This window comes from Pseudomonas sp. 9.2(2024) (assembly GCF_039695385.1).
GTDB lineage: Bacteria > Pseudomonadota > Gammaproteobacteria > Pseudomonadales > Pseudomonadaceae > Aquipseudomonas > Aquipseudomonas paraglycinae.
This window is the reverse complement of the sequence record NZ_CP155585.1, coordinates 3,736,315-3,762,946: the sequence shown is the minus strand read 5'-3', so window position 1 is coordinate 3,762,946 and position 26,632 is coordinate 3,736,315. Positions and strand designations below refer to the sequence as shown.

Annotated in this window: 28 protein-coding genes and 1 pseudogene; 16 read left to right on the top strand and 13 right to left on the bottom strand. The window is 57.2% G+C overall.

Features of this window, described 5'->3' with window-relative positions; genetic code table 11:
• Window positions 1-469 precede the first annotated feature (469 nt).
• Entirely contained in the window at window positions 470-5,356 is a 4,887-nt protein-coding gene (locus ABFB52_RS16755) for an NAD-glutamate dehydrogenase (RefSeq protein ID WP_129974088.1), read from the top strand.
• Window positions 5,357-5,626: 270 nt separating this feature from the next.
• Here the strand turns inward: ABFB52_RS16755 and ABFB52_RS16750 are convergent, their stop codons facing one another.
• The 4 genes from ABFB52_RS16750 to ABFB52_RS16735 all read right to left on the bottom strand — a co-directional run bounded on the left by ABFB52_RS16750 (window position 5,627) and on the right by ABFB52_RS16735 (window position 9,067).
• The gene (locus ABFB52_RS16750; RefSeq protein WP_129974089.1) at window positions 5,627-6,340 is read right to left on the bottom strand and encodes an ATPase; all 714 of its coding nucleotides are present in this window, start codon (window positions 6,338-6,340) and stop codon (window positions 5,627-5,629) included.
• A 228-nt stretch (window positions 6,341-6,568) separates the two neighbouring features.
• Window positions 6,569-6,988, bottom strand: a complete 420-nt coding sequence (locus ABFB52_RS16745) for a cupin domain-containing protein (RefSeq protein ID WP_129974096.1) — start codon at window positions 6,986-6,988, stop codon at window positions 6,569-6,571.
• 228 nt (window positions 6,989-7,216) lie between these two features.
• Window positions 7,217-7,510 (bottom strand): putative quinol monooxygenase, encoded by a 294-nt coding sequence (locus tag ABFB52_RS16740; protein ID WP_007959339.1) that lies wholly within the window; start codon window positions 7,508-7,510, stop codon window positions 7,217-7,219.
• Between the two features lie 120 nt (window positions 7,511-7,630).
• Window positions 7,631-9,067 (bottom strand): PLP-dependent aminotransferase family protein, encoded by a 1,437-nt coding sequence (locus tag ABFB52_RS16735; protein WP_346836085.1) that lies wholly within the window; start codon window positions 9,065-9,067, stop codon window positions 7,631-7,633.
• Window positions 9,068-9,377: 310 nt separating this feature from the next.
• Between ABFB52_RS16735 and ABFB52_RS16730 the strand changes: the two genes are divergently transcribed.
• The gene (locus tag ABFB52_RS16730; protein WP_129974091.1) at window positions 9,378-9,818 is read left to right on the top strand and encodes a carboxymuconolactone decarboxylase family protein; all 441 of its coding nucleotides are present in this window, start codon (window positions 9,378-9,380) and stop codon (window positions 9,816-9,818) included.
• Between the two features lie 142 nt (window positions 9,819-9,960).
• Here ABFB52_RS16730 and ABFB52_RS16725 read toward each other — a convergent pair whose 3' ends face one another.
• A complete protein-coding gene (locus ABFB52_RS16725) occupies window positions 9,961-10,275 on the bottom strand; it encodes a hypothetical protein (RefSeq protein WP_129974092.1) in 315 nt (104 codons plus the stop codon).
• A gap of 195 nt (window positions 10,276-10,470) precedes the next feature.
• Between ABFB52_RS16725 and ABFB52_RS16720 the strand changes: the two genes are divergently transcribed.
• Genes ABFB52_RS16720 through ABFB52_RS16710 form a run of 3 tightly spaced genes read left to right on the top strand, consistent with a single transcriptional unit; the run spans window position 10,471 to window position 12,665 of the window.
• Complete coding sequence (locus tag ABFB52_RS16720; RefSeq protein WP_129974097.1) at window positions 10,471-11,145, top strand: secretin and TonB N-terminal domain-containing protein; 675 nt, start codon at window positions 10,471-10,473, stop codon at window positions 11,143-11,145.
• A complete protein-coding gene (locus ABFB52_RS16715; RefSeq protein WP_011334580.1) occupies window positions 11,142-11,693 on the top strand; it encodes an RNA polymerase sigma factor in 552 nt (183 codons plus the stop codon). The genes ABFB52_RS16720 and ABFB52_RS16715 overlap by 4 nt, the downstream gene beginning before the upstream one ends.
• Window positions 11,694-11,726: 33 nt before the next feature.
• On the top strand, window positions 11,727-12,665 hold the full coding sequence (locus ABFB52_RS16710) for a FecR family protein (protein WP_102718160.1): 939 nt from the start codon (window positions 11,727-11,729) through the stop codon (window positions 12,663-12,665).
• On the opposite strand, the gene ABFB52_RS16705 is transcribed toward ABFB52_RS16710, so the two are convergent.
• Window positions 12,666-13,274, bottom strand: coding sequence for a prepilin-type N-terminal cleavage/methylation domain-containing protein (locus ABFB52_RS16705; protein ID WP_129974093.1), 609 nt, complete (start codon window positions 13,272-13,274; stop codon window positions 12,666-12,668).
• The gene (locus ABFB52_RS16700) at window positions 13,271-13,723 is read right to left on the bottom strand and encodes a GspH/FimT family pseudopilin (protein WP_129974094.1); all 453 of its coding nucleotides are present in this window, start codon (window positions 13,721-13,723) and stop codon (window positions 13,271-13,273) included. Before ABFB52_RS16700 ends, ABFB52_RS16705 begins: the two co-directional genes overlap by 4 nt.
• Before the next feature lie 133 nt (window positions 13,724-13,856).
• Between ABFB52_RS16700 and ABFB52_RS16695 the strand changes: the two are divergent.
• The 3 genes and pseudogenes from ABFB52_RS16695 (at window position 13,857) to ABFB52_RS16685 (ending at window position 15,766) form a co-directional block, all read left to right on the top strand.
• Window positions 13,857-14,287: pseudogene (locus ABFB52_RS16695) on the top strand (type II secretion system protein N).
• Window positions 14,288-14,576: 289 nt separating this feature from the next.
• Window positions 14,577-15,440 carry a TIR domain-containing protein gene (locus tag ABFB52_RS16690; protein WP_129973960.1) on the top strand — a complete coding sequence of 288 codons (864 nt, stop codon included), beginning with the start codon at window positions 14,577-14,579 and terminating at the stop codon, window positions 15,438-15,440.
• Window positions 15,441-15,619: 179 nt separating this feature from the next.
• The gene (locus ABFB52_RS16685) at window positions 15,620-15,766 is read left to right on the top strand and encodes a DUF4113 domain-containing protein (protein ID WP_129973959.1); all 147 of its coding nucleotides are present in this window, start codon (window positions 15,620-15,622) and stop codon (window positions 15,764-15,766) included.
• On the opposite strand, the gene ABFB52_RS16680 is transcribed toward ABFB52_RS16685, so the two are convergent.
• Window positions 15,754-17,085: a HEPN/Toprim-associated domain-containing protein gene (locus tag ABFB52_RS16680; RefSeq protein WP_129973958.1), complete on the bottom strand. Its 1,332-nt coding sequence runs from the start codon at window positions 17,083-17,085 to the stop codon at window positions 15,754-15,756. The genes ABFB52_RS16685 and ABFB52_RS16680 overlap by 13 nt on opposite strands.
• Window positions 17,086-17,376: 291 nt before the next feature.
• On the opposite strand from ABFB52_RS16680, the gene ABFB52_RS16675 reads away from it, so the two are divergent.
• From ABFB52_RS16675 to ABFB52_RS16665, 3 genes are all read left to right on the top strand, one after another.
• A complete protein-coding gene (locus ABFB52_RS16675; protein WP_129973957.1) occupies window positions 17,377-18,180 on the top strand; it encodes a hypothetical protein in 804 nt (267 codons plus the stop codon).
• An 18-nt stretch (window positions 18,181-18,198) separates the two neighbouring features.
• Entirely contained in the window at window positions 18,199-18,735 is a 537-nt protein-coding gene (locus ABFB52_RS16670; RefSeq protein ID WP_129973956.1) for a hypothetical protein, read from the top strand.
• A gap of 577 nt (window positions 18,736-19,312) precedes the next feature.
• Window positions 19,313-19,699, top strand: coding sequence for a hypothetical protein (locus ABFB52_RS16665; protein ID WP_085730684.1), 387 nt, complete (start codon window positions 19,313-19,315; stop codon window positions 19,697-19,699).
• A 195-nt stretch (window positions 19,700-19,894) separates the two neighbouring features.
• Here ABFB52_RS16665 and ABFB52_RS16660 read toward each other — a convergent pair whose 3' ends face one another.
• Both ABFB52_RS16660 and ABFB52_RS16655 read right to left on the bottom strand, forming a co-directional pair.
• Window positions 19,895-20,308: a hypothetical protein gene (locus ABFB52_RS16660; protein WP_129973955.1), complete on the bottom strand. Its 414-nt coding sequence runs from the start codon at window positions 20,306-20,308 to the stop codon at window positions 19,895-19,897.
• Window positions 20,309-20,359: 51 nt separating this feature from the next.
• Window positions 20,360-20,701 carry a hypothetical protein gene (locus tag ABFB52_RS16655; protein ID WP_256584403.1) on the bottom strand — a complete coding sequence of 114 codons (342 nt, stop codon included), beginning with the start codon at window positions 20,699-20,701 and terminating at the stop codon, window positions 20,360-20,362.
• Window positions 20,702-20,800: 99 nt separating this feature from the next.
• Between ABFB52_RS16655 and ABFB52_RS16650 the strand changes: the two genes are divergently transcribed.
• From ABFB52_RS16650 to ABFB52_RS16640, 3 genes are read left to right on the top strand one after another with little or no spacing between them, the layout of a single operon-like run.
• Window positions 20,801-21,340, top strand: coding sequence for a PAAR domain-containing protein (locus tag ABFB52_RS16650; protein ID WP_129973954.1), 540 nt, complete (start codon window positions 20,801-20,803; stop codon window positions 21,338-21,340).
• A complete protein-coding gene (locus ABFB52_RS16645; protein ID WP_129973953.1) occupies window positions 21,340-22,062 on the top strand; it encodes an N-acetylmuramoyl-L-alanine amidase in 723 nt (240 codons plus the stop codon). Before ABFB52_RS16650 ends, ABFB52_RS16645 begins: the two co-directional genes overlap by 1 nt.
• A complete protein-coding gene (locus ABFB52_RS16640) occupies window positions 22,059-22,346 on the top strand; it encodes a hypothetical protein (RefSeq protein WP_129973952.1) in 288 nt (95 codons plus the stop codon). The genes ABFB52_RS16645 and ABFB52_RS16640 overlap by 4 nt, the downstream gene beginning before the upstream one ends.
• Before the next feature lie 86 nt (window positions 22,347-22,432).
• Here ABFB52_RS16640 and ABFB52_RS16635 read toward each other — a convergent pair whose 3' ends face one another.
• On the bottom strand, window positions 22,433-22,795 hold the full coding sequence (locus tag ABFB52_RS16635; protein WP_007959368.1) for a hypothetical protein: 363 nt from the start codon (window positions 22,793-22,795) through the stop codon (window positions 22,433-22,435).
• Window positions 22,796-23,209: 414 nt separating this feature from the next.
• Window positions 23,210-23,683: a hypothetical protein gene (locus tag ABFB52_RS16630; RefSeq protein ID WP_102718846.1), complete on the bottom strand. Its 474-nt coding sequence runs from the start codon at window positions 23,681-23,683 to the stop codon at window positions 23,210-23,212.
• Between the two features lie 400 nt (window positions 23,684-24,083).
• On the opposite strand from ABFB52_RS16630, the gene ABFB52_RS16625 reads away from it, so the two are divergent.
• Window positions 24,084-25,412, top strand: coding sequence for a hypothetical protein (locus ABFB52_RS16625; protein WP_129973951.1), 1,329 nt, complete (start codon window positions 24,084-24,086; stop codon window positions 25,410-25,412).
• A gap of 234 nt (window positions 25,413-25,646) precedes the next feature.
• Here ABFB52_RS16625 and gspI read toward each other — a convergent pair whose 3' ends face one another.
• On the bottom strand, window positions 25,647-26,027 hold the full coding sequence (gene gspI, locus ABFB52_RS16620) for a type II secretion system minor pseudopilin GspI (protein WP_129973950.1): 381 nt from the start codon (window positions 26,025-26,027) through the stop codon (window positions 25,647-25,649).
• 146 nt (window positions 26,028-26,173) lie between these two features.
• Between gspI and gspG the strand changes: the two genes are divergently transcribed.
• Entirely contained in the window at window positions 26,174-26,632 is a 459-nt protein-coding gene (gene gspG, locus ABFB52_RS16615; protein ID WP_007959380.1) for a type II secretion system major pseudopilin GspG, read from the top strand.

The window sequence follows — 26,632 nt, the reverse complement described above, 5'->3', positions numbered from 1 at the left end:
TCTGCCAGCCCCCGGGAATTTCTGCATGTGAGAGTGTCAGAGGATGTGTCGTGAACGCGACACAGGTCAATGGTCATTCCTGGCACGCCTGTACCGTAAAAACGGGCATTCAGACCGGCGTTCCGCCCCATGAATGCTAGTGTTTACCGATGCGCAGGCCTTGGTTTACGTGCCAATGACCGAATATGTCGCAGCACCGCAAGCAGACACATTGTCGCACCCATTAAGCTGCGCAACGGATGAGCACCCGTAAAGGCATTGCCATGGCCCCGCGAGCGGCGCCGGGCAGTCGTTTTTGCAGATGCCCATTCATGGAAGGTGAATGTGACCTGAGTGTCTCGTCCAGCTTCACCCACCTGTCACCCTGTTTCCTCTGCCCGAGAATCAGGAACAGGGCGACGGAACGCCCCGAAAGGGGTTTTGCACGCGACGCTTTCCATCAATAACAAGCCCAAGCGGAGTACCACAGATGGCGTTCTTCACCGCAGCCAGCAAAGCCGACTTCCAGCACCAACTGCAAGCGGCACTGGCGCAGCACATCAGTGAACAGGCACTGCCACAAGTGGCGCTGTTCGCTGAACAATTCTTCGGCATCATTTCCCTGGACGAGCTGACCCAACGTCGCCTCTCCGACCTCGCTGGCTGTACTCTTTCTGCGTGGCGCCTGCTTGAGCGCTTCGATCACGCGCAACCGCAAGTGCGCGTCTACAACCCCGATTACGAACGTCACGGCTGGCAGTCGACCCACACCGCGGTCGAAGTGCTGCACCATGACTTGCCGTTCCTGGTGGACTCGGTGCGTACCGAGCTGAACCGTCGCGGCTACAGCATCCACACCCTGCAGACCACCGTGCTGAGCGTGCGTCGTGGCAGCAAGGGCGAATTGCTGGAAATCCTGCCAAAAGGCACCACCGGCGAAGGCGTGCTGCACGAGTCGCTGATGTACCTGGAAATCGACCGCTGCGCCAACGCGGCCGAATTGAATGTGCTGTCCAAGGAACTGGAGCAGGTCCTGGGTGAAGTCCGCGTCGCGGTCTCCGATTTCGAGCCGATGAAGGCCAAGGTGCAGGAAATCCTCACCAAGCTCGATAACAGCGCATTCGCCGTCGATGCCGACGAGAAGACCGAAATCAAGAGCTTCCTGGAGTGGCTGGTGGGCAACCACTTCACCTTCCTCGGCTACGAAGAGTTCACCGTTGTCGATCAGGCCGACGGCGGCCACATCGAATACGACCAGAATTCGTTCCTCGGCCTGACCAAGCTGCTGCGCACCGGTCTGACCAACGAAGACCGCCACATCGAAGACTATGCCGTGAAATACCTGCGCGAACCGACACTGCTGTCGTTCGCCAAGGCCGCGCATCCGAGCCGCGTGCACCGTCCGGCTTACCCGGACTACGTGTCGATTCGCGAAATCGATGCCGACGGCAAAGTGATCAAGGAACACCGCTTCATGGGCCTGTACACCTCGTCGGTGTATGGCGAAAGCGTGCGTGTCATCCCGTTTATCCGCCGCAAGGTCGAGGAAATCGAGCGCCGCTCGGGCTTCCAGGCCAAGGCTCACCTGGGCAAGGAACTGGCTCAGGTTCTGGAAGTGCTGCCGCGTGACGACCTGTTCCAGACTCCGGTCGACGAACTGTTCAGCACCGTGATGTCGATCGTGCAGATCCAGGAACGCAACAAGATCCGCGTGTTCCTGCGTAAAGACCCGTACGGTCGTTTCTGCTACTGCCTGGCCTACGTGCCGCGTGACATCTACTCCACCGAAGTTCGCCAGAAGATCCAGCAAGTGCTGATGGAGCGCCTGAAAGCCTCCGACTGCGAATTCTGGACGTTCTTCTCCGAGTCCGTGCTGGCCCGCGTGCAACTGATCCTGCGCGTCGACCCGAAAAACCGCATCGACATCGACCCGCTGCAACTGGAAAACGAAGTGATCCAGGCCTGCCGCAGCTGGCAGGACGACTACGCTGCCCTGACCGTTGAAACCTTCGGCGAAGCCAACGGCACCAACGTGCTGGCCGACTTCCCGAAAGGCTTCCCGGCCGGTTACCGCGAGCGTTTCGCAGCGCATTCGGCCGTGGTCGACATGCAGCACCTGCTCAACCTGAGCGAGAAGAAGCCGCTGGCCATGAGCTTCTACCAGCCGCTGGCCTCCGGCCCACGCGAGCTGCACTGCAAGCTGTATCACGCCGATACCCCGCTGGCACTGTCCGACGTACTGCCGATCCTGGAAAACCTCGGCCTGCGCGTGCTGGGTGAATTCCCGTACCGTCTGCGTCACACCAACGGCCGCGAGTTCTGGATCCACGACTTCGCGTTCACCGCTGCCGAAGGCCTGGAACTGGACATCCAGCAACTCAACGACACCCTGCAGGACGCGTTCGTCCACATCGTCCGTGGCGATGCCGAGAACGATGCGTTCAACCGTCTGGTGCTGACCGCCGGCCTGCCATGGCGCGACGTGGCGCTGCTGCGTGCCTACGCCCGCTACCTGAAGCAGATCCGCCTGGGCTTCGACCTCGGCTACATCGCCAGCACCCTGAACAACCACACCGACATCGCTCGCGAACTGACCCGGTTGTTCAAGACCCGTTTCTACCTGGCCCGCAAGCTGGGCAGCGAGGATCTGGACGACAAGCAACAGCGTCTGGAACAGGCCATCCTGACTGCGCTGGACGACGTTCAAGTCCTCAACGAAGACCGTATCCTGCGTCGTTACCTGGACCTGATCAAAGCAACCCTGCGCACCAACTTCTACCAGACCGACGCCAACGGCCAGAACAAGTCGTACTTCAGCTTCAAGTTCAACCCGCACTTGATTCCTGAGCTGCCGAAACCGGTGCCCAAGTTCGAAATCTTCGTTTACTCGCCACGCGTCGAAGGCGTGCACCTGCGCTTCGGCAACGTTGCTCGTGGTGGCCTGCGCTGGTCCGACCGTGAAGAAGACTTCCGTACCGAAGTCCTCGGCCTGGTAAAAGCCCAGCAAGTGAAGAACTCGGTCATCGTGCCAGTAGGTGCGAAGGGCGGCTTCCTGCCGCGTCGCCTGCCATTGGGCGGCAGCCGTGACGAGATCGCGGCCGAGGGCATCGCCTGCTACCGCATCTTCATCTCGGGTCTGCTGGACATCACCGACAACCTGAAGGACGGCAAACTGGTACCGCCGGCCAACGTCGTGCGGCATGACGACGATGACCCGTACCTGGTGGTCGCGGCGGACAAAGGCACTGCAACCTTCTCCGACATCGCCAACGGCATCGCCATCGACTACGGCTTCTGGCTGGGTGACGCATTCGCGTCCGGTGGTTCGGCCGGTTACGACCACAAGAAAATGGGCATCACCGCCAAGGGCGCGTGGGTTGGCGTTCAGCGCCACTTCCGCGAGCGCGGCATCAATGTCCAGGAAGACAGCATCACTGTGGTCGGCGTGGGTGACATGGCCGGTGACGTGTTCGGTAACGGCTTGCTGATGTCCGACAAGCTGCAACTGGTTGCCGCGTTCAACCACATGCACATCTTCATCGACCCGAACCCGGATCCGGCCACCAGCTTCGCCGAGCGTCAGCGCATGTTCGACCTGCCGCGTTCGGCCTGGTCCGACTACGATGCCAGCATCATGTCCGAAGGCGGCGGCATCTTCTCGCGCAGCGCGAAGAGCATCGCCATCTCGCCACAGATGAAAGAGCGCTTCGACATCCAGGCCGACAAGCTGACCCCGACCGAACTGCTGAACGCCTTGCTCAAGGCGCCGGTGGATCTGCTGTGGAACGGCGGTATCGGTACTTACGTCAAGGCCAGCACAGAAAGCCACGCCGATGTCGGCGACAAGGCCAACGATGCATTGCGCGTGAACGGCAACGAACTGCGCTGCAAAGTGGTGGGCGAGGGCGGTAACCTCGGCATGACCCAACTGGGTCGTGTGGAGTTCGGTCTCAATGGCGGCGGTTCCAACACCGACTTCATCGACAACGCCGGTGGCGTGGACTGCTCCGACCACGAAGTGAACATCAAGATCCTGCTGAACGAAGTGGTTCAGGCCGGCGACATGACCGACAAGCAACGCAACCAGTTGCTGGCGAGCATGACCGACGAAGTCGGTGGTCTGGTGCTGGGCAACAACTACAAGCAGACTCAGGCCCTGTCCCTGGCGGCCCGTCGCGCTTATGCGCGGATCGCTGAGTACAAACGTCTGATGAGCGACCTGGAAGGCCGTGGCAAGCTGGATCGCGCCATCGAGTTCCTGCCGACCGAAGAGCAACTGGCCGAACGCGTTGCCGAAGGCCATGGCCTGACCCGTCCTGAGCTGTCGGTGCTGATCTCGTACAGCAAGATCGACCTCAAGGAGCAGCTGCTGGGCTCCCTGGTGCCGGACGACGACTACCTGACCCGCGACATGGAAACGGCGTTCCCGCCGACCCTGGTCAGCAAGTTCTCCGAAGCCATGCGTCGTCACCGTCTGAAGCGCGAGATCGTCAGCACCCAGATCGCCAACGATCTGGTCAACCACATGGGCATCACCTTCGTTCAAAGGCTCAAAGAGTCTACCGGCATGACCCCGGCGAACGTGGCGGGCGCTTACGTGATCGTGCGCGACATCTTCCACCTCCCGCACTGGTTCCGTCAGATCGAAGCGCTGGACTATCAGGTTTCCGCCGATGTGCAACTGGAGCTGATGGACGAGCTGATGCGTCTGGGCCGTCGCGCTACGCGCTGGTTCCTGCGTGCCCGCCGCAACGAGCAGAACGCTGCCCGTGACGTCGCGCATTTCGGTCCGCACCTGAAAGAGCTGGGCCTGAAGCTGGACGAGCTGCTGAGCGGCGAAATCCGCGAAAACTGGCAAGAGCGTTATCAGGCGTACGTCGCCGCCGGTGTACCGGAACTGCTGGCGCGTATGGTGGCGGGTACGACCCACCTCTACACGCTGCTGCCGATCATCGAAGCGGCCGATGTGACCGGTCAGGATCCAGCCGAAGTGGCCAAGGCGTACTTCGCCGTGGGCAGCGCGCTGGACATCACCTGGTACATTTCGCAGATCAGCGCCTTGCCGGTTGAAAACAACTGGCAGGCCCTGGCCCGTGAAGCGTTCCGCGACGACGTCGACTGGCAGCAACGCGCGATCACCATCGCCGTTCTGCAAGCGGGCGGCGGTGATTCGGACGTGGAAACCCGTCTGGCACTGTGGATGAAGCAGAACGACGCCATGATCGAACGCTGGCGCGCGATGCTGGTGGAAATCCGTGCCGCCAGCGGCACCGACTACGCCATGTACGCGGTGGCCAACCGTGAGCTGAACGACGTGGCGCTGAGCGGTCAGGCGGTCGTGCCTGCCGCGGCGACTGCGGAGCTTGAGCTTGCTTGAGTAGCCGTTGAATGAAAAAGCCCCGCTCTCGAAAGAGGCGGGGCTTTTTCATGCCTGTGTTCGGCGATATTGATGTGTTGATGCACAGAACCAACCCCCTCACCCCAGCCCTCTCCCCCAGGGGGGGCGAGGGGGAAAGGGAGCAGATCTTCATGCTGTTCAAACCTGAGTTCGACCCAGGAATAACAGGTCGATGTATTTCGCCAATAACACTCGGTCAGTTCCCTCTCCCTCCGGGAGAGGGCTAGGGTGAGGGCAGCGGTCTAACTATCACTGCATACTAAGACCTTGTTTACGCTCGACCATCGACACGTTATCCGTCGACCTGGTCAATAAATTACTGAGCGACTGGTCAAACTTCTGCAACGCCCGAACTTGCACATTCTGCTGTTCATTAATATCCGCCACGATATCTTCCGAACGTTTGTAATCCGCCCATAACGGACTCAAGGCTCTGGCATCCGTTCCTTGGGCCGTGCCGATATAGTTGAACTTACCGTCATAAAAGTCCGCGCTCACATCCGCCTTGACGTCCGAACTGCGCGACGTAATCAACTGGCTGTGAGTGTCGACAATCGCCACCACATCCGGGTTGGCCGCGCGCAGGCTCTGCATGTCCGGGTACACCGTCACCGAGCCGAACTGGCGTTGCAGCGAAGCTTTCACCCAATCCACCGCCATGTCCGGTTTCGAGGTAGCGACGTAGGCGTCGTGGATCGGCTGCACCAGCAGGCTCTGGCCGAAACCGGTGCCGGCGTTGGCCTGGTAGTTGCGCAGGTAGTCGCGGTTGGTCTGGGTGCTCGGGCTGTAAATCACGCCCAGCGACACGCCCGGGCCGGCCTTCACGGTGGTCATGTGGCTGCGGCCCACCGGGTGGGGCAGCAGGGTGTCGAGCGACGATACCGCTTTGGGCGCTGTGGGTACCGAGCAGGCCGTCAGTGTCAGCAGTGAAAGGAACAGAGTGCTGGCGAACGCAGGTTTCATGGTGTTTCTCCCGTGAAACAACTTCAGTCGGAAAGTTTAAGTTGCCACTGTTTGTGGCAGTTGAATCAGACTAAACCTGTGGCGGTTTTATGAAACGACCAATCAGTGAAGTTATCAGGAAGCCAATAGTTTTATTTGCTGTAAGCCGGGCAGGTTAATTGCGGCCAGCATTAAAAACGCCCAAATCGACGATTTGAGCGTTTTTATTTATGGCTGACGTAACAGCAATCAGTTTTCCAGGGGGATCAATACTTTCTCATCGGGCGACAGCACCATGAACACCAGCAATTTGGCCGGTTTGCTCTTGCTGGCGTTTTTCGAGATCAAATGCTCGGAACCGGCCGGCTCATACCAATACTGACCCTTATTGTAGGTGATCGGTTGCTCACCTTTGACCTGGGAAACGATCTCGCCTTCCAGCACATACGCCATGGCTGTGCCGTCGTGTTTGTGGGCAATCGAAGCCTGGCCGGGTTTGTAATCGACCTCAATCATCATGGCTTTTTTGCCGGGCACGTTTTTCAGCATCTGATCCTGCAGCACCGAGATTTTCTCGGACGGCGAATCGGTGCCGTGGGCCAGTGCCGAAGCGCTGATGGTGAGGGCCAGAGCGGCGAGCGGGGCGGCAAGCAAGTGCAGGACTTTCATGGTGATCACCTGATAAGTGGGGGAGTCGGTCATCACAGTAGTCCGCGGGCCGGGGTATTCAAACGGCCAATACTCGTGAAGATCAGGTGACCAATCTGGGGGATTGCAGCGCATTCAAATACGCCATCGCTGGCAAGCCAGCTCCCACAGTTTTTTGTGTCGTTCATATGATTTGTGAACAATACAAAACCTTGTGGGAGCTGGCTTGCCAGCGATCGCGTCCGTAAGTCAAACGATCGGAAAGGAGTTGAAATCCACGCTATTGGCCAGACGGCTGTCGATCAGGTCGATGAAGCCCTGGGCTTCCGGGCGATTGAAATGCGCCTGCATTGCCGCTTCCGACTGCCAGCGGGCGCTGACCGTCCAGCGGTGGCTGTCCTCGGGGCAGCGGTCGACCATGTAGGAATCGCAGCCCGGCGTTTCGCGCAGGGTTTCGACGATCTTCTGCAACTGCTTGCCCAGCTCCTCCGATCGGCCGGCGGCAGCCTGCACCTGTACGGTGTTGATCACTTCGTTGGACATTGCTCACACTCCTGAATCAGGCCGGACGAATCCTGCTCATTGAGGGATAACGCTTGTGCAGGATAGGCCTGCACCCCCGGATCACCAATAACCAATCGGCGGTTAATCGTTTAGGCCAATCTAACCCACGACCTGTTGCAGAATGTCGCGCAGGCGGTCGAGGGCGATGTCTATGTCCAGCGTCTCGATGGCGCCGAAACCGAAGTACATCCCGCTTTTGGCCGGCTGCTGATAATAGAAGCCATCGATGGCGTACAGCCCGACTTCGACCTTTTTCGCCAGTTCGATCACCAGCGGCAAGTCGATCGGCACCTTGCAGAACACCGCCATGTGAAACCCCGCGCTGGGCGGCACGGCTTCCAGCCACGGCGACAGATCGGTGGCCATGCGCGCCAGAATCCGCTCGCGGCGCTGGGCGTAAATGGTATGGCAGCGGCGGATGTGCTTGAGCAGACACCCTTCGGCGATGAACTTGGCCAGCGCCCATTGCGGCAGGGTGGAGGCGTGCAAATCGGTGAGCTGCTTGGCGCGGATCACCGCTTCGAGAATCGCCGGCGGCAGGATCGCGTAGCCCAGTCGCAGCTCCGGCAGCAGGGTTTTCGAGAAGGTGCCGACGTAGGCGACGATGCCGCGCTGATCGAGCTTGTGCAGCGAATCGGTCGGTCGGCCTTCGTAACGGAACTCGCTGTCATAGTCGTCCTCGATGATGATCGCGCCCAGCTCATGGGCTCGCTCAAGCAGGGCCTCGCGCCGCGCCTCACTCATCGGCATGCCCAGCGGAAACTGGTGCGACGGCGTCACATAGATCAGCCGCGTGCCCTCGGGAATCCGCTCGACCTGAATGCCCTCGGCGTCCACCGGTACGCCGACCACCGTCGCCCCGTGAGTGCCGAACAGCAGCCGCGCCGGCGGATAACCGGGATCTTCCATCGCCACCAGACTGCCGGGGCGGATCAGCACCCGCGTGATCAAGTCCAGCGCCTGTTGCGCGCCGTTGCACACCACGATGTCCTCGTCCTGACAGTTCACACCACGGGAAAACGCGATGTGCCGGGCAATCGCATTGCGCAGCGCCGGCAGGCCTTCCGGCACGCTGTAAAAACCTTTGGAATTGGCCATCTGCCGCAGCGCGTGAGAGACGCAGCGGCGCCAGTCATCCTGGGGAAACTGGCCCTTGCTGGTAGCGCCGCCGATAAAGTCATAGCGCAGCGAACCCTCGAGCGTCGGATGCCGCAGGAACACCGGCAGATTGCGCCAGCTCTCGATCACCTCGGAACTGGCCAGCTCGGAATGGCTTTGCTTGCGCTGCACCGGCGTTGAGCGGGCGTTGACGTAAGTGCCTTTGCCGATTACTCCGGTCAGGAAGTTTTCGTAAGTCAGCTGCGCGTAAGTGTCGGAAATGGTCTTGCGCGAAATCCCCAGTTGCTCGGCGAGCAAACGGCTCGGCGGCAGTTGCGTGCCGGCGGCCAGACGCCCGGATTCAATGGCGTCGCGCAGTTGCCGGTACAACTGACCGGCCAGATCCTTGCGGCCATTGATCACGACATGAAGTTCCATACCGAGGGGGCTCTCCGGGCGGTTGAGTGTGCCGGCCAGATTACTCCCGAATGCAGTATCGACAGAAGTTGCGTAGTGCAAATCCCCCAAATTGGCATAGGGCCCTGTGGGAGCTGGCTTGCCAGCGATAGCGGTGTATCTGCTGACATCTATGTTGAATGTGATTGCCCCATCGCTGGCAAGCCAGCTCCCACAGGAATGTTGTTTTACTTGAATCAGTGGTCTGCCATTTTTTCGTGGAATTGGGGCTGTAACGGCGCCCAACCAGCGCCTACCGTGAAATCACTCTTCTGCTGCCCGAGGCCCGCCCATGTCCCCGCGTCTGGATTACTACAGCGCTTCACCCAAAGCCATGAAAGCGATGATTGCCCTGGAAGCGCTGACCAGCAGCCTGAGCATCGAGCCGCCGCTGCTGCACCTGATCAAGATCCGCGCCTCGCAGCTCAACGGCTGCGCGTTCTGCACCGACATGCATTCGGTGGAGGCGCGGCGGGCAGGGGAGACGGACCGACGGCTGTACGCCATCGCGGTCTGGCGCGACAGCGGCTTCTTCAACCTGCGCGAGCGGGCGGCGCTGGCCTGGACCGAGGCGGTGACGCTGCTGGCGGACAGCCGGGTGCCTGAGGATGTTTACCAGCAGGCGCGGGAACAATTCAACGAGACGGAACTGGTGGACCTGACCATGGCCGTCAGCACCATCAACAGCTGGAACCGGTTGGCGGTGAGCTTCCGCCAGATTCCCAGCGATTGATCACGAGCCGTTGATCGCTCCCACACTTTCGATCGTTCCCACGCTCCGCGTGGGAACGCCTCTAGGGACGCTCCGCGTCCAGTGACGCGGAGCGTCACGGGCTGCATTCCCACGCAGGAGCGTGGGAACGATCAGGTAAAAGTTAGTTCGGTGGCCGCTGCGGTTTCACCGACGTACCAAACGTGTTGCCCATCCGCGTACTGGTGGCCGCCGGCGTCGCCAGCCCCACCTGATTCGGCGGGCGTTTATTGACCGGCACATTCATCGCTTCCTGATTCTTCTGCGCAGCCGCCGCGCCATTGGGATTGTTGCCCATCTGCTGGCTCAGGCAGTCGTAATTCGGCGCCTTATAGCCACCCACCGTCACCTCGACACAGCCCAGTGGCTCCTCCGCGTGTGCACCGCCCAACACCGTCAGCAACAACCCGCCGAGGGCGACTTTCCAGACTGATTTCATGCCTGCCTCCTGGCCGGCCCGAAGGGGCCGCTCTGGCTCAAGAGTCTAGTGCAACGGCGGCGCCTATCCCGTGATGGTTTTTTTGCAGTGGCCGTCACACCAGATTCATAAACAGCCCTCAGGATGACGGTTTTCAGGGATACATCAGCCGTGCAGCGAGGCCGTGCCAGGGAGGATGTTGTGCGCTCAGCGCTCATGCGCCAGCTCTGTCTGGGGCTGCTGCTTGGCTTGTTTCTGAGCCGCGCCAGCGCCGACCCGATGCCGGCGACGATGCGCATGACGCTGCACATCCCGGCCCAGGAACTGGCCCGCGCCCTCGAACAGTTCAGCCGCGCCACCGGCATGGCGGTGCTGGTCGACAGCCAGTTGAGTCGCGGTCGACGCTCATTGGCGGTGGACGGTGAATTCACCGCCGCCGAAGCGTTGCGCCGGATGCTCGGCGGCAGCGGCTTGATGGCCAAGTACAGCCGCGACGACGCGTTCACCTTGCAGGTTGCGCAAGTCGAGGAAGTGCCAATGCCGGCGGAGAAACCAACCCCCGCCAGCGCAGCCGTCAACCGCAGTTACGCCACGGCGGTGCAGGCCGCGATTGAACGCAACCTGTGCCGTTCGCCGCTGACCCGGCCCGGCAGTTTTCGCGCGGTGTTGCAGCTGTGGATCGGCCGCGACGGCGTGGTGCAGCACAGCCGGTTGGTCACTTCGACCGGCGATGTTCGGCGCGATGCAGCGCTGGTAGACAGTTTTCACACGCTCAAAATCGACCGGCCGACACCCGGCGCATTGCGCCAGCCAGTCACGTTGCTGTTGTTACCCGAATCGTCAGGAAAGCGCATGGAATGCACACAATGGGAAGGAGTTTCCGGGGGATGAAAGACGCCGGACAAAGTTCGATGGTCCAGCTGTTCCTGACGTCCTACGAGGACTTTCGGGTGCGCCTGCGACGCCGTCTCGGCTCGGAGGACCTGGCCAACGACGTGCTGCACGAAACCTACCTGCGGGTCGACCGCATGGAAGCGCCGCCGAACCTGCTGCGGCCCAACGCCTACCTCTATCGCATGGCCCTGAACATCGCCGCCGACCGCCGCCAGGCCGATGCGCGGCTGCTCACCGGCAGCGAAGTCGAAGAACTGCTGCAAGTCAGCGACGAAGCGCTCGACCCGATGCGCGTGGTCGGCGGCCAGAAGGAAATTCAGTCCCTGCTCAGCGCCCTCTACGAACTGCCGGCCCGGCGCCGCCGGATCTTCATCGCCGCGCGCCTGGAAGAAGCGCCGCACCTGGAAATTTCCCAGCGTTTCGGCATTTCCACGCGCATGGTCGAGAAGGAAATCAAAGCCGCCCTCGGACACTGCGCTGCCAAACTGGAAAGAAAAGTGTTTCAGCGGTTCGGTCGCGGGGCCGGAAAACCGTCTAGTGAATGAAGCTCCCGATCAACCCGTCGAGTACCTGTGCGTTTGAACATCTTCCGTCTGACACCTGCCGAGCTCACGCCTGCCGAGCGTCTGCAAAGCGAAGCCCGCGACTGGCTGATCCTGCTGACCTCCGGCCGCGCCACGGTCGCCGATGCCCGAGCGCTGCGCCAGTGGTGCGCCCAAAGCCCCGAACACGCCCGCGCCTTCGAAGAGTGCAAGGCCTTGTGGCACCTGCTGCAACCGGCGGCCGAGGCGATGCAGGCACCACGCCGGTTTGGACGTCGGGCCTTTCTCGGCGGCGCGATTGCCGCGTCGGCGGCGTTCCTGCTGGTGCGCGGCACGATTCCGGGCGGGTTCTCAGGGCTTGGGGCTGATTACATCACCGAAGTCGGCCAGCAACGTCGCGTCGAACCGGCCGACGGCTTGAGCCTTGAATTGAACACACAGACCCGCATCAACCAGCGTTCGGTGGATGAGGGCGTGCAGGGGTTTGAACTGGTCAGCGGCGAAGTCGAAGTGCAGACCGCGCGACTGCCGATGGCGATGCAGGCCGGTGGTGGTTGGTTGCGGGCGAGCAGGGCGCGGTTCAACCTGCGCAACCTCGATCAACAGGTGTGCGTGACGTGCCTCGATGGCGCGGTTGAAGTGGAAGTTGAAGGTCGTAGCCTGCGCCTGGAACCGGGCCAGCAACTGACCTATGACGCGCAACAGGTCGGCACCGTGCAAAGCGTCGACACGGCGGCGGTGATGAACTGGCGTCAGCAGGTGCTGGTGTTCAACGGCGCGACCCTGAGCCAGATGATCGACGAGATCAACCGTTACCGCCCAGGCATGTTGCTGCTGCTCAACCGAGAACTCGGCCAGCGCCGCGTGCAGGCGCGGTTCTCCCTCGATCAACTGGCCGGCGTAGGCGCATTGATCCGCGATGCCTACGGCGTCAAATGCACCGAACTGCCGGGCGGTGTAGTCGTCCTCAGTTGATCACTGCAAGGGACCAATGACCTGCCGGTACTTCTCCGGCCCTTGCGGTGTCTTCCGAGTCAACCGCACCTCCAGCCCCAACGGATCCTCCCGCCGATTCCCACTCAACTGCCGCCACCCCTTGTCCACCTCCCAAACCCGCACCTGCAAATCACTCACCTCACCCAAAACCGCCACCCCAGCCGTCGGCGCCGGCAACGGATAGCGACTCCGCGCCGGCGCCACCGCGCGATACAACGTGTCCCCCTTGAGCCACCAGCGCACCCTCTGCAACGCCCCCGGCTGATCCGCCGCGCTACGAATGATGTCCAGCCGAAACCCCTTGCTGTCACTGCTGCGCACCGTAAGCGCAGGCGGGGCCGTCGCCGGTTCATCCTCCGTGCCGACCTTCTTCGGCTCCGTCAGCTCAATCCCGGCGCGCATCTCCACATCCCGCTGCATCTGATTCAACGCCCGCAACAGGCTGTCGCTCTGCTCACCACTGGCCTGCAAATGGCTGTCGGCGCGCGTGACACTGTCCAGCCCCTTCCAGGCAATCAGACTGACCACCGCCATCAACAAAATCGCGACCATCACCTCGATCAGCGTAAAACCTTGTTGTCTGTTCATTGCACGCTAATCCGGCCCGAAGCATCGCGCAGCACACTCAACCGATTGAGCCCGTCAGACAGCGTCAACTGCAGCGGCGGATTGATCCACTCAGCGTTCAGCACCACTTTCTGCTTCGGCTCCACCCGCACCTCCAGCTTCGGACTCTGCCAGGGACGCGGCCGCAACTGCGGGTCCCGATCGAAATGATCAAAACCCTTGCCACTGTCACTGCGCCGACTGAACCGAAACCCCCTGCCATCGCTCAACCACGCAATCGGCCGGCCATCGGCGCGGGCCTCAGCCTGGGCAATCTGCAGCAACTGCGCTACGCGCTCGGCATCCTTGCGCAGCAACTGCAACGGATCGGGCTTGATATTCAGACTGATCGCCGCACTGGCGATACCGATGATCACCAGCACCACCATCAACTCGATCAGCGTGAAGCCTTGCTGCCTGCACCGGTTCATCGAATGCGCACTCCCTTGCGTCCAGCCCCGTCCCAAAAAACCATCCTGCACGGCCAACATGTAAGGCGTGTGAAATAAAACCGTGAGAATTGCCGCGTAGTCTGGTCACCGGGACTAAAAGGAGATTCAGCCCATGAGATACACCGCACGCTTTTCACCCCCCCAAATCACCCAGGCCGCCGCACTGCTGGCCGCTCTGATCGGCATCGCCACCTGGTCATCCCTGCTCCTGACCACCGCCGAATCCCACACCCCGGCCGCCACCCCGCAACTGCTCGCGGCGCGCAGCGATAACCCCGCGTTGCAGTGGTTTTCCAATCGAACGGCGCCGGTGGAGATCAAGGTGAGTGGCGTGATGGCGGGGAGTCGCGGGGCGGTGGCGATTTTGAGTTTGAACGATGGGCCGCCGAGGAGTTTTTTGCAGGGGAACGGGTGAGTCCTGGGGTGAGGTTGGTGGCGGTGGAGGGGGATGGGGTGGTGATTGAGCAGGGTGGGGAGAGGGTGCGGTTGGAGGTGGAGAGGTTGGGGGAGGGGGTGGAGATGCCTAGGTTGGTGAGGCCGTGATTTTTTAGGGGATGCAGTTATTTTGGCGTCTCAGTCGGGTGGTGGGTACTGGGTCGCCGGGGATGTGCTTGATTGCTTTTGACCAACTGAAGGAAGCGGCCGCAGGCTGGCTCCAATAATGGATTGGGTATAGTTTTCTTTGAGCCCCCGAAAACACTGCACAAAACCTGAGGCAATACATCCCCGCGCCATTTTTTACCAATTCATGTTGCAATTCCTAACTGGAACACTAGTGAATGTCTGGCAAAGCATCGTATGCTCGTACAAAATCAGCCAGTAAGGAAGAATGATGAAGGTATTTATTAGCTGGTCAGGCGAAACCAGCAGACGTGTTGGAGACGCTCTAAGGAATTGGTTGCCCATGCTAATCCAGAGCATTACGCCATATTACACGCCGTCCGATATCGAAAAAGGCACTCGCTGGTCTAGTGATATCGCGGGTGAGCTCGACGCTTCAATGGCTGGCCTATTTTGTGTAACTAGAGAGAACCTCACCAGCCCTTGGCTAATGTTTGAAGCAGGTGCAATTTCAAAAAAAGTTGACGGCAGCATGGTCTGCCCAATCCTAATCGGCATTGAGAACAGCGAGTTAAAAGGCCCACTCAATCAATTTCAGGTCACACTATTCAACAAGCCCGATATAAGACGCCTAGTTATAGCACTAAATAATTCACTCAAAGAAAAGGCCGTGGATGAAAACGTCCTCAGCGGGCTATTCGAGAGACTCTGGCCCGAGCTTGAAGCGCAGGTAAATGAAATCCTTGAGGCAATGAAACGAGGAGCTAACAACCAACCGACGGCCCGCACCGAGCGCGAAATGCTGGAGGAGGTTTTAGAACTCTCCAGAGCCTTGGCCATACAGAAAACTGGCGGATTCAAGCTGCACAATGAGCTTAACGATCTAATCTCTAACTTCTTGGTCTCATTCCACTCTGTTTTTCACATCGATTGGGACCACTCATCCGCTTGCCTAAGCGAGTACAGTTACATCAGTCCGAGGGGAACATTTATTGAGCCTCAGGTCGAGGACGAAGAAAATAATTGGGCTAATCGAGCCCTTCTACTAAACACGTATCGCGCCCTAATAGAATTTATCGAAACAAATAAAGTAGATATTGATACTAGTATTTACAAGGCCAGAAGGCGACCGTAAAAGTTAATATCCAGCAGCACCCCAAACTCTGATTGTGCTGGACTATTAACCGTAGAATGCGACAAAGACCCATAATAAAAGGTCTTTGTCGCTATTTTTGATTGTCAGTTTGGTGCCCCAAGTGCATAGAGTGTCGCTAGGATTTTCTAGAGACTACCAGTATATTCGTAGACACACTGATGAATGGGATAAAACAGCGGTATGGGAGAGGCACACTGCGATCCGGCAATGTTACCCGTAATCCCAACTGGCGTATGCGGCGGGAACATATTAGCCAAGCGTTTACGACACGAATCGACCAATTGTGGCGTGTCTACTGCAGATAAGAGGATTCGAGCATCTTAGCAGCTAATCCATTGCACTCTTCCAAAAGCGCCGCTAACACGGATCGAAGCTTACTCGCGTCATATGCCCCTGATTCAATAGCGTCAGGGGTCGCGTTATAGAACGCCTTGGCGTAGCTATCTTTGAAATCGAGCGCTCCCTGATAAATATTCAACGACTCCTTGTAATTCGTCCAGGTTACCTGCGCTGGGGGCCGGTCATTCAGTCTAAGATCGAGATAGCATTCGATAGCGGCTGCGCAACCATTAATATCAGCATTCTCAACGCCACTTGGTCCTTTTGCCGGAAAGTTTCGCAATTCATCCAGGTCAGGGAGAACCATCGCCCTCATGTTCACTGGGAACTTGAAGCGTTGAAGAAGATTTCTGTAAGTATCAACACCCTCGGCGTCGTTATCGAACAAGAAAATTACGCGATTGTGAACGTCAATTTTTACCAAGCCTTCGGCAAACTTGGATAAATTCCCTGTGCCGGAGAAAGGGTGGCGCTCCTCGATGTCGATGAATCGAAAAAAGTCTTCAATATCTGGGCGCAGAAGCGCGAGTCCATGCTTCAAAATGTGAGTATCAGATGTACCTTCAGTCGCGATCAGATAGGTTTGGGTTCGACGTGCGTTGCCAATAAAATCCTCGTTTTTAGCCCAGCCAGCGTTGACGAAACAGCCGTAATCCCAGACTACGTCTTCTCTCAAGTTCTCAGGGTTTTCAGCAAGAACTCGTAGGATTGCATATGGGCTGAGGAACTCTATCAATGAACCGAAGTGACTGAGCTCAGAATAGCCACCGATTTCTCGAAAAAAATCACCCTTCGGAAGAAGAGATGTCGTTGGATCAGCCGCAAAACGCCCCTCTCCCTGACTGTGCTCTATGTCGTAGTGAACGACATATTCGTCACTGAGATCTTTCAACGCATAGGTCTTTATAAAGGCGATGAATTGGTCGAAGGTTAAGCGGTCTGAGCTTGGCTCTCTTGTTTCCAGTCCCTCAGCTTTTTCGATTTCGAACAGTTCCTCGAATTGTTCGCGGTCGAACTCCACCTGCTTATCATATTCCGACCTCACTGCTGCCAACGTATACCCGAGCAGTTCCAGCCGCGAAACCATTGAACCTAGATTTCGGCAAAAGCAAAGATCCATCTGCTGAAGGTCTCTAGAGCTGGACGCTTCGTCGTAATCAATATCGCGATGTCGGCGGTGTCGGCGGTCTTTCTCTTGGAAGAGCATACCGTGATCCATGCCCATGTGGCCCGTGTTGTAAGTGAGGTTGAGATCGGCCACAGACAAAGTGATTGGTGTGCTCATTTAGATTTCAGTACCTGGACTTGCTTGTGATTGATGTGCCTGGGTGGCGAGTCAGAGACGTATCCAGTGTAGTCCCCAGTTCGACGATCCCAAACATTCGTGACATGGAATTATTGGAATTTAAGGGGACTGATTTATTTCTAGGAAGTAAATCAGTCCCCTTAAGTCGTAAGTCGCAGGCCAGGTCAAGCGTAGACTTCCGTTACCTATCCCAATCCCAGATTGTCAGGCATTATCGAGCCAGATCGCTATGGCGATTTGCCAGTGGGCTAGGTGAGGCGGAGGATAAGGATGAAAGACTCATTTTCACGGCGTAACGGTTTCTCGCAGGTCGATGAAGCCGAAATCACTGTCCGGGAAGACGCACCGCAAGCGCTGCAGGAGTATCTGATTCAATTGAGCTACGAATGTGGTCTCAAGCCATCAGATCTGCGCCAAATAATCTGCCAGACGTTGAAGGTCTTGCCCGACAGGCAGAACTGGAGTGAGAGGCCCAATATCCACGAGGAAAACGTTCAGCGGCTTGAGCAGTGCAAGTGGTTCAAGGTGTATGACGTCATTGAGCGGCTCGATGATTACCTAGGCAACCGTAACTATGACTCTGGCGTGTACGAGCACTTCACTACAGAGCTGAACGAGTTCTTCATTGAGCACGGCATAGGGTGGAAGCTGCTGGATGGTCGCATCGAAATCCGTGGCTCTGAATCCTTTGAACAGGTTTTGAACTCGGCGAAAGAAACTGAGCATCAACATGGGCACGTCACGGCCAGCAAAGAATTACACCAAGCGATTGCTGATCTTTCACGCCGACCGTCTCCAGACCCGACGGGGGCGATACAGCATGCCATGGCTTCGCTGGAGTGCGTCGCTCGGCAGGTTACTGGCGACCAACAAGCGACCCTCGGGAAAATCATGAATGATTCCCGAACTCTGATTCCAGCGCCATTGGATCAGGCTGTCATCAAAACCTGGGCGTATGCCTCGGAGTTCGGGCGGCACATCCAGGAAGGGCGTGAGCCGTCTTTCGAAGACGCAGAGCTCGTAGTTGGCCTGTGCGCCTCAGTCAGCAGCTATTTGATCAAGAAATCGAAGTGACTTAAGAGGGTTCACAAGATGATCTGGGAGAGCTGGTACTGGAAACAACCGCTGCTACAGATGGCAGATCGTCTTGAGCACCTCAAAACGGCCAGTGCCCTGTCTGATGAAGAACTTTCCCAAGTGGAACGCGACATCTTCATCGGCTTCTACTCCGTCAGGAAGCTCCTAGAGGCCCCTGCCAAAATCACCGACGAGACCCGCCACCGTTCTATCCCCCTTCATAAGCATCCAAACCTGAAGCGCGTGACTTGGCGTAACAGCCACCGCCTAGATGAGCTCTACGACCTCTCCAAGGCCAGTCAGGAGGGGCGAGACGTTATGTTTGTATGCGGGCGGATTATTCATAGCTTCGTTTTCGCGCCTTGTATGTCTGAGGGGGGCGGACTGGACGGGGCATTCTTCAGCTCAGATCTGGACAAGGATAAATGCCTGTACTTCATCAGTATCGATGAGGTGATTTCGTTATTTCGCCAAGTTGGGAATGATGACCCTTGCAACATTAAGTGGTCTCGTGATCCTGAGACAGGAAAGGAGACGCTTATCGTGAAGTGACCGTAATGAAAGGTGCCAAGTGGACGGGGAGTTCATTCGATCGCGTAGTGACGGACGATGGATGGTGCTGCACCCGTTGAACGATCCTGACTGACCTAATTGCCTGGGAGGCATGGCTAGCGGGCGAGGGAAAAGGGGACTGATTTATTTCCAGAAAGTAAATCTGAGACTCATCTGGCCTGCCTCCCCACCTCATGGAGATGCCGCAGTAAGGCCTCGATAAACACCAACGTTTAAAAAGACATCTCCAGACACTCTCTCAGGCTACACACCCTTGCGCCGTTGCCTACAGCTACGCCAGAATCCGCCGGCTTGTGCGCTTTGTACCTGGTCTTTATCGTCTACGTGTCGCTGGCAACCCAGCGACCGGGTTTAGCGACCCGACCAGGTATAAGTTCAACGACGCTCCCGTTTCTCGCAGATTTTTGCGATGACGATATGGTGGCTGTGCGTGGGAGACCTTCGGGTCTGCCGGGTCTTATACCTCTCGGTTCGCTAACCCGCGCACAGCTGCCACCCTTACTTGTTTAGCGACAGGTGTTGGTGGTTCCACCAGGTATAAAAATGGAGCTTCACCATGATCAAACCAACACCCAACCCGCCCGAAACCGACTCGGTTTCCCCCTACGAATCCATCGATTCCAGAAAACTCCACGAAGCCGCCGACCGCGCGCTCGACCATTACCTATGTCCGCCCGGCTCCACGCCGCCCCCACGCAGAACCCGCGGGATGTATGCCGTGACTGCGGACAACAAAAACGAAGAACTGCTGATTGATGCCAGTGAAACTCTCGCTTCGGCCCAAACCATTGCCCAAAACATCGCCAGTCTGGTGCCGGCTTCGCAGCGTCGGGCGTTGGTGGGCATTGCGCAGTTGATCATGCTCGGGGAGTTGGCGGTGAATCGGGCGTTGGATAATTTGCAATTGCCGGTGAAGCAGACCTCAGGATCACCTGCTGATTAAGCTGGTGCCAATTCTGGCGCCTTCGCGAGCAAGCCCGCTCCCACGGAATTTATGTTGATCACAGATATTGTGCAGGGCGCTGAAATCTGTGGGAGCTGGGCTGGCAGAGAGGGCGATGGCACACGCACTTTCTGACGCCTAGCCGTCAGTGGAAAAAGGGGATCGATTCATTTCAATCGATCCCCTTTTTGTTGCTTAACCCGCGTCGCCGCTATTTGGCTCTGAAGGCGCATCCGGACATTCATTGCGCCATCGCGTAACCGTCATGCCTTTGAGTTGCTCTCCCATGGTGTCGACACGCAAGCAGGCGCCTTTCTTTGAATAGAACAGTATGCAGCGCGAGCTATCAAAAGAGCAGGTATCGACCTCCAGGAAATCGCGAGCAGCCAGCTCCCGCTCGACACCACTGTATTCATAGCCATCGCGGGTGTGCATCCGGGTTGGTTTCCATCCTTGTTTGATCAACTTGGACCTGGCCGATACCAAGGGCTCATCGACGGCGATGCCTGCTGGCCCGTGCTTGACGTTTGTCGCTTGCGAGCCGCCGGCAAACGCAAAGCTTGTACCTGTGCAATACATTGCGAAGAGCAGGAGGGTTGGGGTCTTCATTTGATCGTTCCACAAAAAGGAACAGATTTCTGTTCCCTTTGATTTCTGGCTTCAATCCTTTTCAGGGCATTTGAAGTTCCAGGAATAAATCTTCATGTCTTTGACTTCTTCGCCGACAGTTCCTACACCTAAACAATCACCGTTCTTGATGTAGTTGAAGCTGCAGTAACGGACGCCTTCCGTGCAAGACTCGATTTCACTGAAGCCTTTTCTTTGGATGACGCTTTCAACCCCGAACCCACCGGAGTGGGTGGGATTTGGCTTCCAGCCATTTTTGATCAAGGCTTTTCGGGCTTTCGAAAATGGCATTCCCTCTTTGATAGGAAGATCTGCTGCGCTGGAAAATAAACTGACGCAACATAAAAGGCTGATGGCTAATATTTTTTGTTTCACTTATCAGTACCGCCAAAGAAAAGGGGACGAGTTTATTTTCACTGGAGGGTTTCTGATAGAGTCCGCACTCGTTCAATCCACTGACAGGGAGTCAGGCACATGGCAAAGCCTGCCGCACGCATCACTGATCCAACCTCCTGCCCGATGCCCGGGCATGGCCCAAAGGCTATCGCCTCAGGATCCCCCGACGTGTTCTTCGACGGCCTTGCTGCCGCCCGTAAAGGAGATACCTGTACCTGTGGGAGTGCACTGGTTTCGGGTGTTTCCGCTACGGTGTTCATCAATGGCAAAAACGCTGCGCTGATCGATACCACAGGTTCGCATGGCGACGTTGTGATTGGTGGTTCGGGGACAGTCATCATCGGGGATTCGCATACTCCGGCACCTTTCATTCCTCCTTTACCTCTCATCATTCAGAAACGATTCGGGCAGTCGTTCAGTGTTACCGACAGTGAAACGGGTAAGCCATTGGCGTTTCGTGACTATGTTGCGACGGTAAATGGCGTCGAGACCAAAGGCGTCACCGATGCTGATGGCATCGCACACATCAAAACGCCGACGCCCAATGCCCAAATCTCACTTCACATCACGTTCAATGCCCCAGCTCGAACGCTTCATGAATTTTCGGAGAAACAGTAATGGCCGCCAGTTTTGCGACACAGGCAACTGCTCAGGAGATTAAGCCAGGCGAGTTCATGTGCCCTATACCGGTGGCTGTGAATGATCGGGCGGCTACTCGTGAGGCGATCATCAAACGGGTTCGGGATTTGAAGGTCACGTTTGTTGAGCGCTCGTCCTGGAAAGCGTTGGATGGCAAGAAGGATATGGTCAAGGATTGGGACTACACCATGATCGCTTTACACCACGCCGGACGTAGTCATAGCTGCACGCCGGGAGCGGAGCAGATGCAGGAAATCCAAAAAGGACACCTGAGTCAGAAGTACGACGATATTGGCTACCACTACGGCATTGATTGCACGGGGCAGGTTTTTGAAGGTCGTGACATTCGGCTTCAGGGCTCAAGTGTTCTGAAATACAACACAGGGCTGATTGGCATCGTTCTGCTGGAAAACCTGACGACACCGGAGGAGGGTGGCGATTGGGTCGCCAAAGGTCGGGTGGCTCTGGATAGCATCGGTTACAGCACCACAAACGTTATTCCCAAAGAGCAAATCTTTTCTCTGATGCACCTGATCGACGCATTGAAAAGCGTTTTTTTTATCAAGAATTTTGGTGGCCACCGGGAATATCCAGGGCAAGGCTCTGAAGGGAAAATTTGCCCCGGCAACATTGGAATGGAGCTGGTCAGAAATATCAGAGCTCAAACCCAACTGCTTCCACCGCCGGCGCCACAGCAATGAAAAAGCTTTTGATCGCAGCAATCCTCGTCTTAGTAACCGTGCTCTATGTCGGCTACTACGAAGCTCTTGAGGACGGAGATATCGAGACCATTGTCTTCATCAAAAAGCATCCGACGTTTCAGATGAAGTTCTACAACATCCACGCGAACGATGGAGAGATCAGGAAGGTAGAACGCCTGACAGCAGAGGAGCGGGGGTGGATTATTGATTACTGCAGGTATCGTTTGGGAATCGACACGGACCTGAAGACTCAGGATGACGTCGAGATGTGTCGCAAAAAATAGAAATGCTCATTTGGCCGAGGTCGTCAGTCACACCTGACAACCTCGGCCATTTTCTTTTCGTCTATTGAGCTACAGCTCTCAGACGCTTACGCCTTCACCTCAACATGATCCAACGCCTGATTCACCGCCAGCTCGCTCAACATCACCAACTGCGCAATCCCGATCGCAGTCTTGCGATGGGCAGGCTCCAGCGTGGCCGCGAAGTTGTTGAGCATTTCGCTGGCTGATCCCAACGATTCGCTGGCGTTGGCCAGGAGGGATTCGGTGTTGTACGCCGGGTTGGCCAGATACATGGGGTCGTGTTTGTGGTGGCTGCCCATGATGCGTTGTTGTGGGGTGAGGTAGTGGTCGAGGGCGCGTTCGGCGGCTTCGTTCAGGGTTCGGGAGTCGGGGAATTTGTAGGGTGAAACCGGATCGGTTTCGGGGGGATTTGGTGTCGGTTTGAACATAGATGAAACTCCTCATGCTTCAAAAAGGGAGGCCATCCAATTTCGCTACCAAACGAAGGTGGCGGCCATGCTCAGGTTGGTAGACCGGCACATGAGGAACCCGGCGCACCCGAAGGTGCCCTGTGCATGACCACCATAAAGCCGAGACGAAAAGACGCCACGAATGGTGATGCTGTGCAGAACTCATGTGCGGGCTACCAAACCCGATCACTGTTTTTCAGTGACCCGGAAACGATAAAACCCGCACCCCAGACGCACAAGCCGGCGGATTCTGGCGTAGTCGTAGGCAATGACGCAAGGCGTTGTAGCCTTGAGGAAGTAACGGTGGGTGTCTTTAAACGGGGTCGTGGGAATTGATTAAACAGGTGAAAAAAGAAAGCCAATTTTCCTGTCTGGAAATGGATCTGGCTTCGCTCATTCAGTCGCTCCCCTGATTTTTCTTGCGGTGTAAGAAATGACGGCTATCAAAAAATTCTTGAGCTCCCACGCCCAAGCGCCCGCGAGCATGCAGATAACCAGAAAATGAAAATATTGATGAAATTCTGTAGAGGGCACTTTCTGTACGCTTTTCCCGACCAGTCCAAGCGTCATCAGGCTGATGCAAAAAAAGCTCAAACACCGTAATGCGAGATAGCAGAGGTCTTTGATGCTGGTCGTGTACACCCAGCTTTTCGCAGATTCAGAAAACAGGGCAGCCCACCCCAGATGAAACACGCTTGCGTAGATGAAGCTCAGGCTTAGACGTTGCGACACATCAGCGCCGGAGCTGAGGTAAAACTCCGAATAGAAATGGTCGAGAGAAATGCCTACCGGACGAAAGAGGTCGAGGAGGGGAAACAGGGCAACCCCGCCGGCGAGATAGATAGCAAAAAAAGCGATGATTTTCATCCTGCACTCCATTGCTTCGTAAACGGCATCGGTTGATGATTTTTCGTCCGGGGGAATTCGAAAGCATAGTCACCCTTGTCACATCCGTTTATTGGCCTGGGAGCGAAATCTCAGCCTGGTCTATAGCTCCTGTTTTCGGCGTGCTGCTGATCCCCGGGGCTTCATTCCGATTCATATCAACTTACACCACCGCCATTAGGCGGCGCGCAGTGATGGAAATGAATATGCACAAATGCATTGACTAACTATGCATTAATGCATAATCTTGCTTCCAGCTGGTTCCGCAAGCCGTCTAAAAACAAATCTCTCCAACCCCACCGCAACCTGTCCTCAACATCTCAGGTTGCCACCAAGCCCCGCCAGACGCGGGGCTTTCACTACGCAAAAGGATTTATGCCCAATGACAGCAAACACCACAAACCTCGCCGCCCAGATTGATTGCATCACGGTCGATACCCTTGATGATCTGTACGCCGTGAGTTCGGCCACGTACAAAAAGGTTTCAACGCTTGGCTTTCATGCTCGCGGTGATGGAGGGCACGCCGAGTATGTTTTGGACCCAACAGGCACCGGCGGCGCTAGTCCCATGGTTATTAACGCGAACGATGGTGGCCGTTGGAAGTTGATGCACGACGGTGATGTCACCGCTGAGCAGTGTGGCTTCAAGCGCGATGGCAGTGTGAATAAACAAGACGACTTGAACCCGGCGATTGCAGCAGTCACTGCCGCAGGCGCGAGAATCGTGTGGGGGTACGGCACTTACGTCTGTGAGTTCATCCAGATCATTCCTAACATGTCCTGGGTTGGCAAAGGGCAGTTCTTTACCATTCTCAAGGCCAATGGTGGCTTGAACACGGATTTCATTTCTTCGAATTTCAACGTCAACACGAACAACGTTTCGATTGTCGGTATGCAGTTCGACGGCAACCGGGCCAACAACACCAGCGGAAACACCTTTGCCCTCAAAGGCGCCAAGCAGAGCCTGCGACAGGTCACGATAACGCAGTCTGCCTACCATGGGCTGGTCACTGATTTCGACATCGTTGATGGTGAGCGCAAGCTCGGTTTTGAAAGTACGTATGAAGACATCCTGATTGACACAACGGGTCGCCATGGCTGGTTGTACAACGGCCCGACCGACTCCTCGATGACTAACGTCACGTTGCTGGACTGTGGAGTTTCCGCGGATAACTCCTTTTTTGGGTTGTACGCGAGCAGGAACTTCAGAGCGGATAACCTGCATCCCTGGAACCGTTCTTCTACCAGCAATGTTCCAGCGGCGTCCGTGTATATCGATAAATCGGCACCCGGTTGTACAGCCGTCAACTCACACTTTGAGGGCGGTCACTGTCCGCTCAAGATTATCAGTAACCAGAACACTTTCAGCGCCTGCGATTACTACGCGACCCGTGGCACCTATTGCATTGAAAACTATGGGACGGCGAACAAAATCAGCGGTGTGCTTGGCGCGACAGCGGCGGCGGTGAATCCTAATTACATAGGTATTCGGATGGAGGGGGCCGGTAACATGGTTGAACTCACCGACGGTGGATGTGTGAACGGCGCGATCGACTTTAAGGGCAGCCAAGGCGGCAACTTTGTCAGGATTTCTGGTTACAGAAGTTCGGGTGTTCTGCGTACCGACGTTCTCCCCCATCCGGCAGACGACGTGCTTCTCGTCATTCTCGGTGCAGGCGGCGGGGTGCTTTCAAAACCCTACTCGGCTTGATAAACGGGAGGGTCAAGAGCGGCCCTCACCCTAGCCCTCCCGAAACGTCGGACCGCCCGTAGGGAGAGGGGACTGATCGAGGTGTCTTGCGCTTTGCATCGACCTGAGAGACCGAGTTGATTATGGATTCAACGCGGTACGTGCAAGTTGGTTTAGATCTTTAGGTGGGTGTCGGAAATATCCTACGCTGATTCATTTGCCATCGAGGGGGCCGATATTTAAGGCGGGCTCGGGCTAGGGATTCTCGGGGCGGCTAAGCAACGTCTCCAGCCTCGCCAACGCCGGCCCCTCCTGGCTGCGATCAAACACCTGCACCCCAACCTTGAGCAACCGCCCATTCTCCACCCCTCCAATCACCTGCTCACACCGCAACAACAACCTCCCTTGATCACACTCAACCGCCTTAACCCCCATCGGCAATCTTCCCTCTAACCGCAGTTCAGCCATCCGACTCTGCGCCGCAATCATCGCAATCGAACGATCCCGCAAAACCCCGCTGCTCTGCGTCATCAAACCCGCCACGCGCACGGCGGCGGACATGGCGACGGCGATGATCGCCAGTGCGACGAGCACTTCAATCAGGGTGAATCCGGCTTGCGGGGAGGGGGTGCGCATCGGGGTCTCGGGCGGTCGGGCAGCCCTTGACGCTAACGCCCGTGCTTGACGGCTTGACGACGAAAACACCCGAGGATTTTCAACATCCCTGACATATCTTCTTGCAACACTGCGCGTCGAATCGAATCAAGCCAGGGAATGACGAGATGGATATCGCGCAATTCAAACAGCCCAATCGACCGAGCCGGATGCCCCGTGGGCAGCAGGGTTTCACGCTGATCGAGATCATGGTGGTGGTGGTGATTCTCGGGATTCTGGCGGCGATGGTGGTGCCCAAGGTGCTCGACCGGCCGGATCAGGCGCGGGCCACGGCGGCGAAGCAGGACATTGGCGGGTTGATGCAGGCGCTGAAGCTGTATCGCCTCGATCACGGCACTTACCCGAGCCAGAGCCAGGGCCTGAAAGTGTTGGTGGAGCGGCCGGCCGATGCGAAGAACACCAACTGGCGCTCGTACCTGGAGCGCCTGCCGAATGACCCGTGGGGTCGTCCTTATCAGTACCTCAATCCCGGTGCCAACGGCGAGATCGACATCTTTTCCCTCGGCGCCGACGGCCAGCCTGACGGCGATGGCGTGAATGCCGACATCGGTTCCTGGCAGTTGTAA

What these genes read in the sequence shown, in the direction of transcription:
- ABFB52_RS16755 (WP_129974088.1), top strand. Translation starts at nt 470, where the DNA reads ATGGCGTTCTTCACCGCAGCCAGCAAAGCCGACTTCCAGCACCAACTG.
- ABFB52_RS16750 (WP_129974089.1), bottom strand. Translation starts at nt 6,340, where the DNA reads ATGAAACCTGCGTTCGCCAGCACTCTGTTCCTTTCACTGCTGACACTG.
- ABFB52_RS16745 (WP_129974096.1), bottom strand. Translation starts at nt 6,988, where the DNA reads ATGAAAGTCCTGCACTTGCTTGCCGCCCCGCTCGCCGCTCTGGCCCTC.
- ABFB52_RS16740 (WP_007959339.1), bottom strand. Translation starts at nt 7,510, where the DNA reads ATGTCCAACGAAGTGATCAACACCGTACAGGTGCAGGCTGCCGCCGGC.
- ABFB52_RS16735 (WP_346836085.1), bottom strand. Translation starts at nt 9,067, where the DNA reads ATGGAACTTCATGTCGTGATCAATGGCCGCAAGGATCTGGCCGGTCAG.
- ABFB52_RS16730 (WP_129974091.1), top strand. Translation starts at nt 9,378, where the DNA reads ATGTCCCCGCGTCTGGATTACTACAGCGCTTCACCCAAAGCCATGAAA.
- ABFB52_RS16725 (WP_129974092.1), bottom strand. Translation starts at nt 10,275, where the DNA reads ATGAAATCAGTCTGGAAAGTCGCCCTCGGCGGGTTGTTGCTGACGGTG.
- ABFB52_RS16720 (WP_129974097.1), top strand. Translation starts at nt 10,471, where the DNA reads ATGCGCCAGCTCTGTCTGGGGCTGCTGCTTGGCTTGTTTCTGAGCCGC.
- ABFB52_RS16715 (WP_011334580.1), top strand. Translation starts at nt 11,142, where the DNA reads ATGAAAGACGCCGGACAAAGTTCGATGGTCCAGCTGTTCCTGACGTCC.
- ABFB52_RS16705 (WP_129974093.1), bottom strand. Translation starts at nt 13,274, where the DNA reads ATGAACAGACAACAAGGTTTTACGCTGATCGAGGTGATGGTCGCGATT.
- ABFB52_RS16700 (WP_129974094.1), bottom strand. Translation starts at nt 13,723, where the DNA reads ATGAACCGGTGCAGGCAGCAAGGCTTCACGCTGATCGAGTTGATGGTG.
- ABFB52_RS16690 (WP_129973960.1), top strand. Translation starts at nt 14,577, where the DNA reads ATGAAGGTATTTATTAGCTGGTCAGGCGAAACCAGCAGACGTGTTGGA.
- ABFB52_RS16685 (WP_129973959.1), top strand. Translation starts at nt 15,620, where the DNA reads ATGAATGGGATAAAACAGCGGTATGGGAGAGGCACACTGCGATCCGGC.
- ABFB52_RS16680 (WP_129973958.1), bottom strand. Translation starts at nt 17,085, where the DNA reads ATGAGCACACCAATCACTTTGTCTGTGGCCGATCTCAACCTCACTTAC.
- ABFB52_RS16675 (WP_129973957.1), top strand. Translation starts at nt 17,377, where the DNA reads ATGAAAGACTCATTTTCACGGCGTAACGGTTTCTCGCAGGTCGATGAA.
- ABFB52_RS16670 (WP_129973956.1), top strand. Translation starts at nt 18,199, where the DNA reads ATGATCTGGGAGAGCTGGTACTGGAAACAACCGCTGCTACAGATGGCA.
- ABFB52_RS16665 (WP_085730684.1), top strand. Translation starts at nt 19,313, where the DNA reads ATGATCAAACCAACACCCAACCCGCCCGAAACCGACTCGGTTTCCCCC.
- ABFB52_RS16660 (WP_129973955.1), bottom strand. Translation starts at nt 20,308, where the DNA reads ATGAAGACCCCAACCCTCCTGCTCTTCGCAATGTATTGCACAGGTACA.
- ABFB52_RS16650 (WP_129973954.1), top strand. Translation starts at nt 20,801, where the DNA reads ATGGCAAAGCCTGCCGCACGCATCACTGATCCAACCTCCTGCCCGATG.
- ABFB52_RS16645 (WP_129973953.1), top strand. Translation starts at nt 21,340, where the DNA reads ATGGCCGCCAGTTTTGCGACACAGGCAACTGCTCAGGAGATTAAGCCA.
- ABFB52_RS16640 (WP_129973952.1), top strand. Translation starts at nt 22,059, where the DNA reads ATGAAAAAGCTTTTGATCGCAGCAATCCTCGTCTTAGTAACCGTGCTC.
- ABFB52_RS16635 (WP_007959368.1), bottom strand. Translation starts at nt 22,795, where the DNA reads ATGTTCAAACCGACACCAAATCCCCCCGAAACCGATCCGGTTTCACCC.
- ABFB52_RS16630 (WP_102718846.1), bottom strand. Translation starts at nt 23,683, where the DNA reads ATGAAAATCATCGCTTTTTTTGCTATCTATCTCGCCGGCGGGGTTGCC.
- ABFB52_RS16625 (WP_129973951.1), top strand. Translation starts at nt 24,084, where the DNA reads ATGACAGCAAACACCACAAACCTCGCCGCCCAGATTGATTGCATCACG.
- gspI (WP_129973950.1), bottom strand. Translation starts at nt 26,027, where the DNA reads ATGCGCACCCCCTCCCCGCAAGCCGGATTCACCCTGATTGAAGTGCTC.
- gspG (WP_007959380.1), top strand. Translation starts at nt 26,174, where the DNA reads ATGGATATCGCGCAATTCAAACAGCCCAATCGACCGAGCCGGATGCCC.